This is a genomic window from Bradyrhizobium sp. BRP22 (assembly GCF_020194175.1).
Classification (GTDB): domain Bacteria; phylum Pseudomonadota; class Alphaproteobacteria; order Rhizobiales; family Xanthobacteraceae; genus Bradyrhizobium.
Map to the genome: position 1 here is coordinate 246,697 of NZ_JADYVX010000004.1, position 13,314 is coordinate 260,010.

Below are 13,314 nucleotides of genomic sequence, written 5' to 3' on the forward strand. Positions count from 1 at the left end.
GCGCGGATGGCGGCTGCGAAAGGGCGGCGAAGCCGCTCCTAACGCACACGTGAAAAGGCGTGACAACGCTTTTGTCATCAAACGGCGGCGGCCTGGAGCAGTCCGTCGCGATAGAGATCGCGCAGCTTGCGCTTGAAGATCTTGCCGGTGGCCTCGCGCGGCAGCGCGTCCATGAACTGGATGTCCTTCGGCACCTTGAAGTTGGCAAGCTTGCCGCGCAGAAAATCCTGCACGGTGGCGATCGAGAGCGCAGCGCCCGGCTCCGGCTCGATGCAGGCGAATAGCCGCTCGCCATATTCGTCGTCGGCGACGCCGAACACCGCGCAGTCGCGCACGCCTTCCATGCCGATCAACGCGTTCTCGATCTCCGCGGGATAGATGTTGACGCCGCCGGAGATCACCATGTCGCGCTTGCGGTCGCACAGGAACAGGTAGCCGTCCTCGTCGAGATAGCCGACGTCGCCGACGCTGATGAGGCCCTCGCGCCCGGCGTCGGCGCGCGCCTTGGCGTTGCCGTGATAGTCGAAATCCGGGATCGCCGTCTGGCGCATAAAGATCTCGCCGGCCTCGTTGACGTCGCATTCCGTCCCGTCGGGGCGGAAGATCTTCACGATGCCGCCTTCGATCACGCGGCCGACGGTGCCCGGCTTTGCGAGCGCCTCCGCCGCTGAATGCCAGACCGGGATCCCGGTCTCGGTGGAGCCCAGATATTCGTTCACCACCAGTCCCCACCAATCGATCATCGCGCGCTTCACAGCCGGCGGACAGGGGGCGGCGCCGTGAATGACGAAGCGCAGCGAGGAGACGTCGTAGCGGCGCTTCGTTTCCTCCGGCAGCCGCAGCAGCCGCACGAACATCGTCGGCACCATGTGCATGTGGGTGACGCGGTAGCGCTCGACGAGTTGCAGCAGATCCTCGGGGTCGAAGCGCGGCTCGAGCACGATGGTGCAGCCGCAGCGGAACGCCAGCATGCCGTAGCTGTGCGGCGCCGAATGATACATCGGCCCGTTCATCAGCACGATCTGGTTGTCGTTCGGCTTGATGCCGTAGGCGATCGCGCTGACGCGGGCGGCCGCGGCCTGCAGTTCCGGCGGCATCGGCTTGCGCCGTACCCCCTTCGGCTGGCCGGTGGTGCCCGAGGTGTAGAACATCGGCGAAGCGCCGATCGGGGCATCGATCAGGGGCGCATGGGTGTCGCGCCAGCGGTCCCAGTCGGTCAGGTCTTCGGGCACCTGTGTCAGCGCCGGCGAGACGCCATAGGCTGCGGCGATCTCGGGCGGCGTCGCCACGACCAGAAGCTTGAGGCCGGCGGGCAGCCCGTCGCGAATCTGCGGCAACAGATCAGCATGACAGATCAGGACATCAGCGTCACTGTCGGCAAGGATGTAGGCGACCTCGTCGGCTTTCAGGTGCCAGTTGATCGGCACGATCGGGCTGCCGATCGCGGCGGAGGCGGCCACTGCCTCGAACAGCGCGAAATCATTGCGCAGCATCATGGCCACTGGCCGGCCATCGCGCACGCCGAGCGCGCGCAACCCGGATGCCGCGCGCGCGATGCGCTCGTTGATCTCGCCATAGCCGATCCGGCGTTCGCCGCTGATGATCATGCTCACATCCTCAATCTTTTGCGATCGGGTTAGCGGTCATCCAGGATCTCGCCGAAAGCGACCCAGCTCTTGCCGTTGAAGCGCCGCAACTGCAACTGCTGGAACGGCAGATAATCATCCGGACCGGTCGATACAGTCATGCCCGGCAATAATAACGGCAGCTTGACCTCGCGCAGCGAGGTGGCCTGGCGCAGGATGTTGTCGCGGCTGAAATCGTCCTTGCATGCCCTGAGCACGGCCATCAGAAGCGTCGCATAGTGGTACCCGGCGGCGTAGTTGGAATTGTTCAGGTCGGCGTTCGGCAGATACTGCTTCATGAACGCGAAATATTGCTTCACGCCTGCGTCATCGGCCCACTGCACGTCCATCGTGTCCTTTTGGTTGCTCGAAGAGATCAGGCCGACCGCATTCTCCAGTCCCGCCGGCTCCAGGAATGAGATCGAGGAGGCCGAGGTCGGCACGAAGAACAGCTCCGGCTTCCAGCCGAGCTCAGCGACACCCTTGATCGACTGCGAGGTGAATTTGCCGAGCACCACGGCGAACAGCACGTTGGCGCCGGAGGCTTTCAATGTCGCCAGCTGCGAACTGATCGTCGGTGCGCTGGTTTCGTAGCTCGCCTCCGCGACGATCAAGCTGGCGGCCTTGGGTCCGAGCGCGCGCTTGAAGCCTGCGACATAGTCGCGGCCGAAATCGTCGTTCTGGGAGAGGATCGCGATCGTGGCGTCGGGCTTGGCCTGCAGCACATATTTGGCATAGACGACGCCTTCGGATTCGTAGGCGGCCATGCCAGGCATGGTCCAGGGAAAGTTCTTCGGGTCCGCCCATTTGGTAGCGCCGCTGAGCAGGAATAGTTGCGGCACCTTCTTGCCGTTGAGGTAGCGGTGCACGGCGCTGTTGGTCGCGGTGCCGAGCGAGCCGAAGATCATCAGCACTTCGTCCTGCTCGACCAGCTTGCGGGTCTGCTCGACCGTCTTCGGCGGCGAATACGCGTCGTCCAGCGTGATGAACTTCACCTTGCGGCCATTGATGCCGCCTTCGGCATTGACCTTCGCGAAGTAGGCTTCCTGCGTCCGCCCGATGGTGCCGAAGCCCGAGAGCGGCCCGCTATAGGGCAGGGTCTGCCCGATACGGATGTCTTCCTTCTCATCGGCGAAGGCTGTCGTCGCGCCCAGGGCAAACAGAACGGCCAACATGTGCCGCAGCTTCATGGTCTCTCTCCCGCTGATCAAAAGTGCTTTGTTGATTTTTAGCGGCTGATGCCGCTTCTCCCTCGCCCCGCTTTTGCGGGGAGAGGTAAGATCTCACTCAGGCGCTCGCGCGTCTCAGGAAATCGCTGCTCGCGTCGGCGAATTCCGCCTTGAGCCGCGCCACCAGTTCGGCGACCGGCGGCGCGTCGGTGATCTGGCCGATGCCCTGGCCCGAACCCCAGATGTCGCGCCAGGCCTTGACCTTCATGTTGCCGCCGGAACCGAAATTCATCTTCGACTTGTCGGCGACCGGCAGGTTGTTCGGATCGAGCCCGGCGGCCGCGATCGACGGTCCGAGATAGTTGCCGTGCACGCCGGTGAACAGGTTGGAATAGACGATATCGTGGGCCGCATGTTCGGTCAGCGCCTCCTTGTAGCGCGGATCGGCATTGGCCTCTTCGGTCGCGATGAAACGGGTGCCCATGTAGGCGAGGTCGGCGCCGAGCGCGAGCGCGGAGGCGATGCTCCAGCCGTCGGAGATCGCGCCCGACAGCAGGATGGTGCCCTTGAACCATTGCTTGACCTCGCGCACCAGCGCGAACGGCGACAGCGTGCCGGCATGCCCGCCGGCGCCGGCGCAGACCAGGATCAGGCCGTCGACGCCCTGCTCGGCGGCTTTGCGCGCATGCTTGACGTTGATGACGTCGTGAAACACGACGCCGCCATAGGAATGCGTGGCCTCGACGATTTCCGATGGCGGCCGCAGCGAGGTGATGATGATGGGGACCTTGTGCTTGACGCAGGTTTCCATGTCGCGGATCAGCCGGTCGTTGGAGGCGTGGCAGATCTGGTTGGCGGCGTAAGGCGCAACCTTTCTGCCCGGATTCAGCGCTCTGTATTCGCCGAGCTCGTCCTCGATTTGCGTCAGCCATTCGTCGAGCTTCTCGGCCGGCCTGGCGTTCAGCGCCGGGAACGAGCCGACGATGCCGGCCTTGCACTGGGCGATCACGAGATCGGGCCCCGATACGATGAACAGCGGCGAGCCGACCACCGGCAATTCGAGACTGTTGGCGAGCGATGCTGGTAACGGCATGTCTGGTCCTCCCGGCGCTTGCGGCACTTATCTTGACGCTGTCAATATAGGGCTGGACGCGGTGCTGATGGCGTTCAATAATGAACAGTCGATCTATCAGGAATGAACGGGCTATCGACGCGAGGCAGTCGGTATGGATTGGGACCTCTGCAAGACCTTTGTCGCCGTGGCCGAGACCAGGAGTTTCGCCGGCGCCGCGCGCCGCCTGCGCGCCAGCCATCCGACCGTCGGGCGCAAGATCGCCGCGCTGGAGAAGCAACTCGGCACCCGCCTGTTCGCGCGCGCCAATGACGGATTGTCGCTGACCTCGCAGGGCCGCAAGTTTCGCGAGCACGCCGAGGCGATGGCGGCGGCCGCGCTGCGCGCCGAGGCGGCAGCTTCCGCAACCGGCGAGCAGGCCCGCGGGGTTGTAAAGCTGTCGATCGGCGCGACGCTGGCCGCGCACTGGCTGATGCCGCGGCTCGGGCCGTTCCTGCGCGATCACGACCACATCCAGCTCGAGATCATCACCCATCCGTTTCCGGCAAGCGTGCGCCGCCGCGAGGCCGACGTGGTGCTGCGGCCGGTCGATGCCGGCGAGGAGAATTTGATCGGGCGCAGGATCGGCCGGCTCGGCACCGGCTTCTACGCCTCGCGCGACTATGCCGCGCGGCGCAAGCTGCCGGAGCGCCGCGAGGAGTGGCGGGGCCACAGCATCATCGGTTTTGCCGACCAGGCATCGAATGCGCATCTGGCGCGCTGGAGCGATTTCATCACGCGGCAGGGAACGGTCGTGATGCGCTGCTCGTCGCAGGGCGACATGCTCGCCGCCACGCGCGCCGGGCTCGGCATCTCGGCGCTGTCATGCTTCGTCGCTGCGAGCTACCCGGATCTGGTGCGCGTCGCGCCGCAGAAGCTCGGCAGCGTCTCCGATCTCTGGCTGCTCGCGCATCCCGACCTGGTCGAGCTGCCGGCCGTGCGCGCCGTGACCAGCTTCGTCACCGTCTGTGCCCGCGAGGATCGGGTGCGGCTTCGCGGCTAGTGCTCCGTAGCAAAAGTCATTAGGCTCACAATCATGCGCCGGCGCCCCGTAAAGGTGACAGTCAACGACAGGATGCAGCGTGCATACCGCTACGTTCTCACCGAGCCTGCCGGTCGCAATTTCGATCCGGAATTTCGTCCCGAACTTACCCCGAAGCAGATGCTCGCGCTCGGCGTATTCTGCGGCAAGTACATGACCGACTGCCGCAAGGAATATCCTGAAAGCTGGTTTAGGGGCGCCCGACTTTCGCGTTCCGGACGCGACTGCTCGCTGAATTATTTCGGCGTCAACGCGAGCCAGCCTCTGTCGGTCTGGCGAAAGCAAGGATGGATCTATCCCGACGATCCGCGGGGATGGTTCCAGTGGTATTGCCGCTATTACATGGGCCGCCGAATACCGACGGAGGACGCGCGGCAGATCAGGCGCTGGAAAGCGATCCAGCGACATGTCGCACAGATCAAGCGCAGTTGCGAGCCGGGCGATCTGACGTGCAGGCCGCGGCAACGCCAGGCGTTGCTCCATTGGGCCTATGACAGCCGCAAACTTTGACCCGGGCTACGATCCCGCGTTCTCTTTCGAGCCCGCGATCACGCCTTCGCGTTTCTTCAGCACGCGGTAATAGGCCCACCACAGATGCGCGGCGGCGCCCCGCAGCGGGCGCCAGGGCTCCGCCAGCGGCGCCATCTGTTTGGCCGTCGGCCGCTCCTTCAACCCCAACCCGATCTTCACCGCTTCCTGTACGGCCAGATCGCCGGCCGGCCAAGCGTCGCCATGGCCGAGACAGAATAACAGGTAGATGTCCGCAGTCCATGGGCCGATGCCGGGCAGCGCGGTCAGCGTGTTGTGGGCGATGTCGGCGTCTTCGTTGGCGAGCACGTCGAGGTTCAGACGTTCGGCGGCGAGCTCGCGGGCGATGTGCTTCAGTGTCTTGATCTTCGCCGCGGACAGGCCGAGTCGGCCAAGGCGGTCGGCGCGCGCCTTGCTGATCGCGTCATGATGGAAGGGGTCGAACGCTTTGCTGACCCGACCCCAGATCGCCGCGGCGCTCGCGGTCGAAAGCTGCTGGCCGCAGACGATCGCGGCAAGCCCGGCAAAGCCCGGCTCGCGCTGTCGCAGCGCCGGCATGCCGGTGAGCTCCAGGATCGGCTTCAGCCGCTTGTCCTGCTTCACAAGTACGAGGATGGCGTCTTCCAGGTCCGTCTGGGTTTCGAAGTGAACGAGCATTTGAGGCGATTTCAAATCCGTCATGCGCGAGCGCCCGTCCCCGACCTGATCGGGGATGACCCCGCGCATCCATCTGCTATCGTAAGAGTCCTAGAGGATGGATTGCCGGGTCAAGTCCGGCAATGACGAATTCTAATACAATGCCGCCACCCGTTTTCCGATTTGCACCAAGCCCGAACGGCTATCTCCACCTTGGCCACGCTTTTTCGGCGCTGTTGAATTCTGATCTCGCGCGCGAGGCGGGGGGACGATTGCTGCTGCGGATCGAGGACATCGATCCAACGCGCTGCCGGGTGGAGTTCGAGACGGCGATCTACGAGGACCTTGCCTGGCTTGGCATCTTCTGGGAGACGCCGGTGCGGCGGCAGTCGGAGCATTTCGACGCCTATCGCGAGGCGGTCGAGCGATTGACCGCGCAGGGCCTGCTCTATCCGAGCTTCGAGAGCCGCACTGAAATCGCGCGCCTGGTCGCCGAGCGCGAGAAGGCCGGACCATGGCCGCGCGATCCGGATGGCGCCCCGCTCTATCCGGGCGCCGCGAGATCGCTGCCGGCACCCGAGCGGCAGCGGCTGATCGAGGCGGGAACGCCTTACGCTTTGCGGCTCGACATGGCGGCGGCTCGCGCGCGGGCGAAACATCTGGCCTGGACCGAACAGGGCGAGGGCCCCGCCGGCGAACACGGAACCGTGCCCGCCCGTCCGGAAGCATGGGGCGATGTCATCCTGGCGCGCAAGGAGACGCCGACCAGCTATCATCTCTCGGTCGTGATCGACGATGCCCTGCAGGGGGTGACCGACATCGTCAGGGGGCAGGACCTGTTCTGGTCGACCAGCGTGCACCGGCTGCTGCAGGAGCTGCTCGGCATCGCACCGCCAGCCTACCGGCACCACCGGTTGATCCGCGATTCGGACGGGCAGAAACTGTCGAAGTCGACCAAGGCGACCGCCTTGCGGGAACTGCGCGCCGGTGGCGCGAGGCCCGCCGATATCCGCCGGCTCGTTGGCCTGTCCTAGATTTACCGAACGGCGAAGTCGGCCAAAGGTCTCCGTGACTCCGACGGCCCGGACATGCCATTCTGCCGGCCGGGGCAGGGTTCACGGGAATCATGGCGGCAAGATCGCGCGTTGGGCGCACCATTCGGCATCCCAAGAAGACGCCATCGCGGAAGCGTGTCTTGAAGGCGGCAAAAGCCCGCCGCAGGCGTGCGCCTGCCAAGGCGGAGCCCGGCGTGGTCGAGACCGCGCTGGCGGCTTTCGCGCATGAAGTGCGCACCCCGCTCACCGGCATTCTGGCGATCAGCAACCTGCTCGCCACCTCCGACCTCGATGAGCGCGAGCGGCGCTGGATCGACACCATCCAGGCCGGCGCCGAGCATCTGGCTAGCCTTGCAACCCTGTTCGTCGATGCGGCGCGAAGCCGTGGTCCCGGCCTCGACATCCGGCAGGACTTCTTCGACCTGCGCACGCTTGCCCGCAATGTCGGGAATTCGCTGGCCGGGCGGGCGGCGGCCAAGGGGCTCCAGGCCTCGGTCGACATCTCCGAGAAGCTGCCCGCCTTCGCCGTCGGCGATCCGATTCGGCTGCGCGCGGCGCTGGAGAACCTGATCGACAACGCGGTCAAGTTCACCGAGCGTGGCACCGTTGCGTTCGAGGCCACGCCGGCGCGCGCCGCCAAAGGCCGGATCGGGGTCGCCTTTGCGGTCTCCGACAGCGGCATCGGGCTTTCGCTCGCCGAGATCAAGCGCCTGTTCCGTCCGTTCTCGCAGGCCAACGTCTCGATCGCCTCGCGCTTTGGCGGCGCGGGCCTCGGCCTGTCCTCGGTCAAGCAGCTTGCGCGGGCGATGGGCGGCGACATCGTCGCCAGGCAGCGCCGGGGCGGGGGCACCACCTTTACGCTGACGATCGTGCTGGCGCCCGCCGGCGAGCCGGCGGCAACCAAAGGCGATGCCGGGAGCGATGTTGCGGCGAGGGCGCCACGCGCGTTGCGGCTGCTCAGCGTGGAGGACAATCCGTTCGGCCGTGTCGTGCTCAACACCATCCTCACCGAACTCGGCCATCAGTCGGAGTTCATCGGCGAGGGCGAAGCGGCGCCGGAGCGACTGGCGCAAGGCGGCTTCGACGCCGTGCTGATGGATATGGTGCTGCCCGGCATTGATGGGGTCGAGGCGATCAGGCGCATCCGCGCGCTGGACCCGCCGCTCGGCCGCATTCCGATCATCGGGATTTCCGGCCGTAGCGAGGACGAGGCCGCCTCGCGCGCGGCCGGCGCCGACGCTTTCCTCGTCAAACCTGTGAGTCCAAGGGCTTTAGCGACTGCGCTGCTTGAAGCGACATGCCCTTCGGCAGCCGCGACTTGATGATCGCCGCGTTCAATTCGCCGCCATAGACGAAGATCGCGGCGATGAAATACAGGAACACCAGCGCGATGATCACCGATGCGAGCCCCGCATACATCGAGACATAGTTGTTGGCGAAGCGCGCCAGGTACTGACCGAACACGATGCCTGATATCAGCGAAGCCACCATGGTGAAGATGATGCCGGGCAGGATCTGCTGGAAGCTGCGGCGCCCCGCGGGCAGCCACAAGTGCAGGATGGACAGCGCAATGGTGAGCGCCGTGATGGTGATGCCGTAGCGCGTGATGTTGAGGATGCGCTCGTTGCTCTCGACGAAGAACGGAATGTAGAGCCGCGCCGTCTCGAGCATCAACGGTCCGAGCACGATCAGGAACGCCATCGCGAGCGAGGTGATGGCGGCGACCAGCGTGTAGCCGATGGATTCCAGCCGCAGCCAGTACCAGGGGCGCCACTCGACCACGGCATAGGCCCGATTCAGCGCGATCCGCAGCGCCTCGACGCCGTTGGATGCGAAATAGAGTGCCAGCGCGGCGCCAATGGTCAGGATGTCACCGCGCGTGGTCGTCAGGACCTCGTGAACCTGGCTGGACAGCGTGTCGGCGACTTGTTTGGGCCAGGTCTGCAACAGCAGGCTGGCGGCCTGGTCGGCCAGTTCCTTCGAGCCGAAAAAGCCGGCAAGGGACGTCAGCACGATCAGGAACGGGAACAGCGCCATCAACGTCGACAGCGCGATATGGCTGGCAATCGCCCAGCCGTCGTCGGCGAGGAACGTGTAGAACGCATCCATCACGACGCGGTAGACGTAGCGAACCTGCTTCACTTCCCACCCTGATCCAGCCGAAGCCGCACCCCAGCTTCCGACATAACCGCGCCAAAAGCCAGATTGTTGCACTTGCCCCATCCCGTGTGGCACTTCGCCCGGGGCGGTGTTATGTAGCGTTGATGGCATCCTTCTTAAGTACGTTCATCCTTCCCATCGCGGTCGGTGCCGTTGGGGTGGTCCTGTTCCTCGGTCTCGCCAACATGATGCGCGGCGGCTCGCCGAACACCTCGCAGAAATTGATGCGGCTGCGCGTCTTGCTGCAATTCGTCGCCATCGTGATCGCGATGCTCGCGGTCTGGGCGATGGGGCGCTAGGGTATTTCTTACCTCTCCCTGTGGGACAGTGGTCGCGAACGCCGGAGCTGAACATGGTCGTGCTCAACAAGATCTATACGCGCACCGGCGATGACGGCACCACTGCGCTTGGAAGCGGCGAGCGCCGGCCGAAATATGATTTGCGCGTCAGCGCCTATGGCACGGTGGACGAGACCAATGCCGCGATCGGCGTGGTGCGGCTCCATCTTGCGGATAGTCCCACGCTCGACCGCATGCTAGGCCTGATCCAGAACGATCTGTTCGATCTTGGCGCCGATCTCGCGGTGCCCCAGCGCGAGGGCAAGGCCGAACGTTTGCGGATGCTGGCGAGCCAGGTCGAGCGGCTCGAGCGCGACATCGACACGCTCAACGCCGAGCTCGCGCCGTTAACCTCTTTCGTGCTTCCCGGCGGCACCCCGGCGTCGGCCTATCTGCACCTTGCCCGCACGATTTGCCGCCGGGCGGAACGGATCATGGTGGAACTTGCGTCCAGGCCCGATGAGCCGGTCAGCGAGGCTGGCATCCAGTATATGAATCGCCTGTCGGATTTCCTGTTTGTCGCCAGCCGCTTCCAGAACGACAAGGGCGCCGGCGACGTGTTGTGGGTGCCGGGCCAGAACCGATAGAGCGTTTTCGCGCGGTGGATACCGGTTCGCGTGAAGAAAACGCGTCAAAAACAAGAACCTGGAGCTTTGGTTCTGATGCAATCAGAACCAAATGCTCTAGAATGCGTCTGAAATCCCTAGGGCCGATTTTTGGCTTTCGCGCGTTGACCGCCGATAGCGGGACCTTTAGGTTCCGCGCCCAAGCCAATCAACCCCCTATTTTCAAAGCGAAAGAGGATCGATGAAGGTTCTTGTGCCGGTAAAGCGGGTCGTCGACTACAACGTCAAGGTCCGCGTCAAGGGTGACGGATCGGGCGTTGAGCTCGCCAACGTCAAGATGTCGATGAACCCGTTCGACGAGATCGCGGTCGAGGAAGCGTTGCGGCTGAAGGAAGCCGGCAAGGCGACCGAAGTCGTGGTGGTGTCGATCGGCCCGGCGCAGGCCTCCGAGACCATCCGCACCGGCCTTGCCATGGGCGCCGACCGCGGCATCCTGGTCAAGGCTGAGGGCACGGTGGAGCCGCTCGCAGTCGCCAAGATCCTGAAGGCAGTGGTCGAGGCCGAGAAGCCCGGCCTCGTCATCCTCGGCAAGCAGGCAATCGACGACGACTCTAATCAGACCGGCCAGATGCTGGCCGCGCTGCTCGGCTGGTCGCAGGCCACGTTCGCTTCTAAGCTCGAGGTCGAAGGTTCTGACTTCAAGGTGACGCGCGAGGTCGATGGCGGCCTGCAGACCGTGAAGCTGAAGGGGCCGGCGATCGTCACCACCGACCTTCGCCTGAACGAGCCGCGCTACGCCTCGCTGCCCAACATCATGAAGGCGAAGAAGAAGCCGATCGACGACAAGAACGCCGCCGACTACGGCGTCGATCTCACGCCGCATCTCGAAATCCTCAAGACTTCGGAACCGGCAGGCCGCAAGGCAGGCGTCAAGGTCAAGGACGTCGCCGAACTGGTGTCGAAGCTCAAGACCGAAGCCGGGGTTCTCTAAATGACGACATTGCTGATTGCCGAACACGAACACGACAAGCTGAAGGACGTCACCAACAAGGCGCTGACCGCAGCCAGCCAGTTGGGCGGCGACGTCCATGTGCTGGTCGCCGGCGGCGGCGCGGGCACCAAGGCTGCGGCCGAAGCGGCGGCGAAGCTCGCCGGCGTCAAGAAGGTGCTGGTGGCCGAGGGCGAGGCCTATGCCCACGATCTCGCCGAGCCGCTTGCCGCGCTGATCGTCTCGCTGGCGCCATCCTATGAGGCGATCGTCGCGCCCGCGACCTCGCGCTTCAAGAACGTGATGCCGCGCGTCGCGGCGCTGCTCGACGTCATGCAGGTCTCCGAGATCATCAAGGTGGTCGCGCCCGACACGTTCGAGCGCCCGATCTATGCCGGCAACGCGATCCAGACCGTGAAGTCGAAGGACGCCAAGAAGGTGATCACAGTGCGCACGTCGACTTTCGCCGCGACCGGCGAAGGCGGCAGCGCGCCGGTCGAGTCCGTGGCGGCTGCGGCCGATCCGGGCCTTTCCAGCTTCCTCGGCGAGGAGGTCGCCAAGAGCGACCGGCCGGAGCTCACCTCGGCGAAGATCATCGTCTCCGGCGGCCGCGCCATGCAGAGCCGGGACAATTTTGCCAAATACATCGAGCCGCTGGCCGACAAGCTCGGCGCCGGTGTCGGCGCCTCGCGGGCCGCGGTCGATGCCGGTTATGCGCCGAACGACTGGCAGGTCGGACAGACCGGCAAGGTGGTGGCGCCGGAACTTTATGTCGCGATCGGCATCTCCGGCGCAATTCAGCATCTGGCCGGCATGAAGGACTCCAAGGTGATCGTCGCGATCAACAAGGACGAGGACGCGCCGATCTTCCAGGTCGCCGACTACGGCCTGGTCGCCGACCTCTACCAGGCGGTTCCGGAGCTGACCGAGGCGCTCGGCAAGCTCGGAAAATAAGCACTGAAGACACCGGCCGGGTGGTTTAATCCCGGCCGGTGTTCTTGTTTTTGAATGGCGTTTTTCGGCGAAGCAGGTACCCTTTGGCCGAAGCATGATCGCTACCCGGAGCGCCGCGTTGGCGCCAAGTGGGCGCCGGTCTACGAAAAGATCATGCGCAAACGTAAGACTTGTCGGATATAGGGGACATTGTAGGGACTTGGGCGAGGCGTGATGTGCGCGCCGTCCCGGTGGGTGAGAACATGACGGTCGCAATCAAGAAGGTCGGCGTGATCGGCTCGGGCCAGATGGGCAACGGCATTGCCCATGTGGCAGCGCTCGCGGGCTTCGACGTGCTGCTCAACGACGTTTCCGCCGATCGCGTGAAATCGGCGCTCGCAACCATTAACGGCAATTTGTCCCGTCAGGTGGCCAAGAAGACCATCACCGAGGAGCAGCGCAAGCAGGCGCTGTCCCGGATCGTCGCCACAGAAAACCTCGACGAATTGGCGGACTGCGATCTGGTGATCGAGACCGCGGTCGAGAAGGAAGAGATCAAGCGCAAGATCTTTCACGATCTCTGCGCGGTCCTGAAGCCGGAGGCGATCATCGCCTCCAACTCCTCGTCGATCTCGATCACGCGGCTTGCCGCCTCCACCGATCGCCCCGAACGCTTCATCGGCATCCATTTCATGAATCCGGTGCCGCTGATGGAATTGGTCGAACTGATCCGCGGCATCGCCACCGATGATGCGACTTTCGACGCCGCCAAGGCGTTCGTCGGCAAGCTCGGCAAGCAGGTCGCGGTGTCGGAGGATTTCCCGGCCTTCATCGTCAACCGCATCCTGCTGCCGATGATCAACGAGGCGATCTACACGCTCTATGAGGGCGTCGGGAATGTCGAGGCGATCGACGCGGCGATGAAGCTCGGTGCGCACCACCCGATGGGCCCGCTGGAACTGGCCGATTTCATCGGGCTGGACACCTGTCTGTCGATCATGCAGGTGCTCCATGAGGGGCTCGCGGATTCAAAATACCGGCCGTGCCCGCTGCTGGTGAAATACGTCGAAGCCGGCTGGCTCGGCCGCAAGACCCAGCGCGGCTTCTACGACTACCGCGGCGAGAAGCCGGTCCCGACGCGCTGACGTTTCCACGATTTGCGG

At 64.6% G+C, this 13,314-nt stretch carries 14 protein-coding genes; 9 read left to right on the forward strand and 5 right to left on the reverse strand.

Going from position 1 to position 13,314, the window contains the following annotated elements:
• Positions 1-77 precede the first annotated feature (77 nt).
• The 3 genes from I6F35_RS07920 to I6F35_RS07930 all read right to left on the reverse strand — a co-directional run bounded on the left by I6F35_RS07920 (position 78) and on the right by I6F35_RS07930 (position 3,887).
• A complete protein-coding gene (locus tag I6F35_RS07920) occupies positions 78-1,607 on the reverse strand; it encodes an acyl-CoA synthetase (RefSeq protein WP_225117091.1) in 1,530 nt (509 codons plus the stop codon).
• 29 nt (positions 1,608-1,636) lie between these two features.
• Positions 1,637-2,815, reverse strand: coding sequence for an ABC transporter substrate-binding protein (locus tag I6F35_RS07925; RefSeq protein ID WP_225117092.1), 1,179 nt, complete (start codon positions 2,813-2,815; stop codon positions 1,637-1,639).
• Between the two features lie 97 nt (positions 2,816-2,912).
• Positions 2,913-3,887, reverse strand: a complete 975-nt coding sequence (locus tag I6F35_RS07930) for a nitronate monooxygenase family protein (RefSeq protein ID WP_225117093.1) — start codon at positions 3,885-3,887, stop codon at positions 2,913-2,915.
• 133 nt (positions 3,888-4,020) lie between these two features.
• Here I6F35_RS07930 and I6F35_RS07935 point away from each other — a divergent pair, with 133 nt between their 5' ends.
• Both I6F35_RS07935 and I6F35_RS07940 read left to right on the forward strand, forming a co-directional pair.
• The gene (locus tag I6F35_RS07935; protein WP_225117094.1) at positions 4,021-4,908 is read left to right on the forward strand and encodes a LysR family transcriptional regulator; all 888 of its coding nucleotides are present in this window, start codon (positions 4,021-4,023) and stop codon (positions 4,906-4,908) included.
• Between the two features lie 33 nt (positions 4,909-4,941).
• Positions 4,942-5,457, forward strand: a complete 516-nt coding sequence (locus I6F35_RS07940) for a hypothetical protein (RefSeq protein WP_225117095.1) — start codon at positions 4,942-4,944, stop codon at positions 5,455-5,457.
• 6 nt (positions 5,458-5,463) lie between these two features.
• On the opposite strand, the gene I6F35_RS07945 is transcribed toward I6F35_RS07940, so the two are convergent.
• Positions 5,464-6,132, reverse strand: a complete 669-nt coding sequence (locus tag I6F35_RS07945; RefSeq protein ID WP_225117199.1) for a DNA-3-methyladenine glycosylase 2 family protein — start codon at positions 6,130-6,132, stop codon at positions 5,464-5,466.
• A 140-nt stretch (positions 6,133-6,272) separates the two neighbouring features.
• Between I6F35_RS07945 and gluQRS the strand changes: the two genes are divergently transcribed.
• On the forward strand, positions 6,273-7,145 hold the full coding sequence (gluQRS, locus tag I6F35_RS07950) for a tRNA glutamyl-Q(34) synthetase GluQRS (RefSeq protein ID WP_225117096.1): 873 nt from the start codon (positions 6,273-6,275) through the stop codon (positions 7,143-7,145).
• Positions 7,146-7,237: 92 nt separating this feature from the next.
• A complete protein-coding gene (locus I6F35_RS07955) occupies positions 7,238-8,488 on the forward strand; it encodes an ATP-binding protein (RefSeq protein ID WP_225117097.1) in 1,251 nt (416 codons plus the stop codon).
• On the opposite strand, the gene I6F35_RS07960 is transcribed toward I6F35_RS07955, so the two are convergent.
• A complete protein-coding gene (locus I6F35_RS07960) occupies positions 8,415-9,308 on the reverse strand; it encodes a YihY/virulence factor BrkB family protein (protein WP_225117098.1) in 894 nt (297 codons plus the stop codon). The two genes, I6F35_RS07955 and I6F35_RS07960, sit on opposite strands and share 74 nt — an antisense overlap.
• A gap of 122 nt (positions 9,309-9,430) precedes the next feature.
• On the opposite strand from I6F35_RS07960, the gene I6F35_RS07965 reads away from it, so the two are divergent.
• From I6F35_RS07965 to I6F35_RS07985, 5 genes are all read left to right on the forward strand, one after another.
• Entirely contained in the window at positions 9,431-9,625 is a 195-nt protein-coding gene (locus I6F35_RS07965) for a twin transmembrane helix small protein (protein ID WP_225117099.1), read from the forward strand.
• 53 nt (positions 9,626-9,678) lie between these two features.
• Positions 9,679-10,251 carry a cob(I)yrinic acid a,c-diamide adenosyltransferase gene (locus I6F35_RS07970; protein ID WP_225117100.1) on the forward strand — a complete coding sequence of 191 codons (573 nt, stop codon included), beginning with the start codon at positions 9,679-9,681 and terminating at the stop codon, positions 10,249-10,251.
• Between the two features lie 220 nt (positions 10,252-10,471).
• The gene (locus I6F35_RS07975; RefSeq protein WP_225117101.1) at positions 10,472-11,221 is read left to right on the forward strand and encodes an electron transfer flavoprotein subunit beta/FixA family protein; all 750 of its coding nucleotides are present in this window, start codon (positions 10,472-10,474) and stop codon (positions 11,219-11,221) included.
• On the forward strand, positions 11,222-12,172 hold the full coding sequence (locus I6F35_RS07980) for an FAD-binding protein (protein WP_225117102.1): 951 nt from the start codon (positions 11,222-11,224) through the stop codon (positions 12,170-12,172).
• 242 nt (positions 12,173-12,414) lie between these two features.
• Complete coding sequence (locus I6F35_RS07985; RefSeq protein ID WP_225117103.1) at positions 12,415-13,296, forward strand: 3-hydroxybutyryl-CoA dehydrogenase; 882 nt, start codon at positions 12,415-12,417, stop codon at positions 13,294-13,296.
• Positions 13,297-13,314 lie beyond the last annotated feature (18 nt).

Coding starts and splice junctions, on each gene's coding strand:
- I6F35_RS07920 (WP_225117091.1), bottom strand. CDS start 1,607: ATGATCATCAGCGGCGAACGCCGGATCGGCTATGGCGAGATCAACGAG.
- I6F35_RS07965 (WP_225117099.1), top strand. CDS start 9,431: ATGGCATCCTTCTTAAGTACGTTCATCCTTCCCATCGCGGTCGGTGCC.
- I6F35_RS07980 (WP_225117102.1), top strand. CDS start 11,222: ATGACGACATTGCTGATTGCCGAACACGAACACGACAAGCTGAAGGAC.
- I6F35_RS07940 (WP_225117095.1), top strand. CDS start 4,942: ATGCGCCGGCGCCCCGTAAAGGTGACAGTCAACGACAGGATGCAGCGT.
- I6F35_RS07955 (WP_225117097.1), top strand. CDS start 7,238: ATGGCGGCAAGATCGCGCGTTGGGCGCACCATTCGGCATCCCAAGAAG.
- I6F35_RS07930 (WP_225117093.1), bottom strand. CDS start 3,887: ATGCCGTTACCAGCATCGCTCGCCAACAGTCTCGAATTGCCGGTGGTC.
- I6F35_RS07970 (WP_225117100.1), top strand. CDS start 9,679: ATGGTCGTGCTCAACAAGATCTATACGCGCACCGGCGATGACGGCACC.
- I6F35_RS07975 (WP_225117101.1), top strand. CDS start 10,472: ATGAAGGTTCTTGTGCCGGTAAAGCGGGTCGTCGACTACAACGTCAAG.
- I6F35_RS07985 (WP_225117103.1), top strand. CDS start 12,415: ATGACGGTCGCAATCAAGAAGGTCGGCGTGATCGGCTCGGGCCAGATG.
- I6F35_RS07935 (WP_225117094.1), top strand. CDS start 4,021: ATGGATTGGGACCTCTGCAAGACCTTTGTCGCCGTGGCCGAGACCAGG.
- I6F35_RS07925 (WP_225117092.1), bottom strand. CDS start 2,815: ATGAAGCTGCGGCACATGTTGGCCGTTCTGTTTGCCCTGGGCGCGACG.
- I6F35_RS07945 (WP_225117199.1), bottom strand. CDS start 6,132: ATGCTCGTTCACTTCGAAACCCAGACGGACCTGGAAGACGCCATCCTC.
- gluQRS (WP_225117096.1), top strand. CDS start 6,273: ATGCCGCCACCCGTTTTCCGATTTGCACCAAGCCCGAACGGCTATCTC.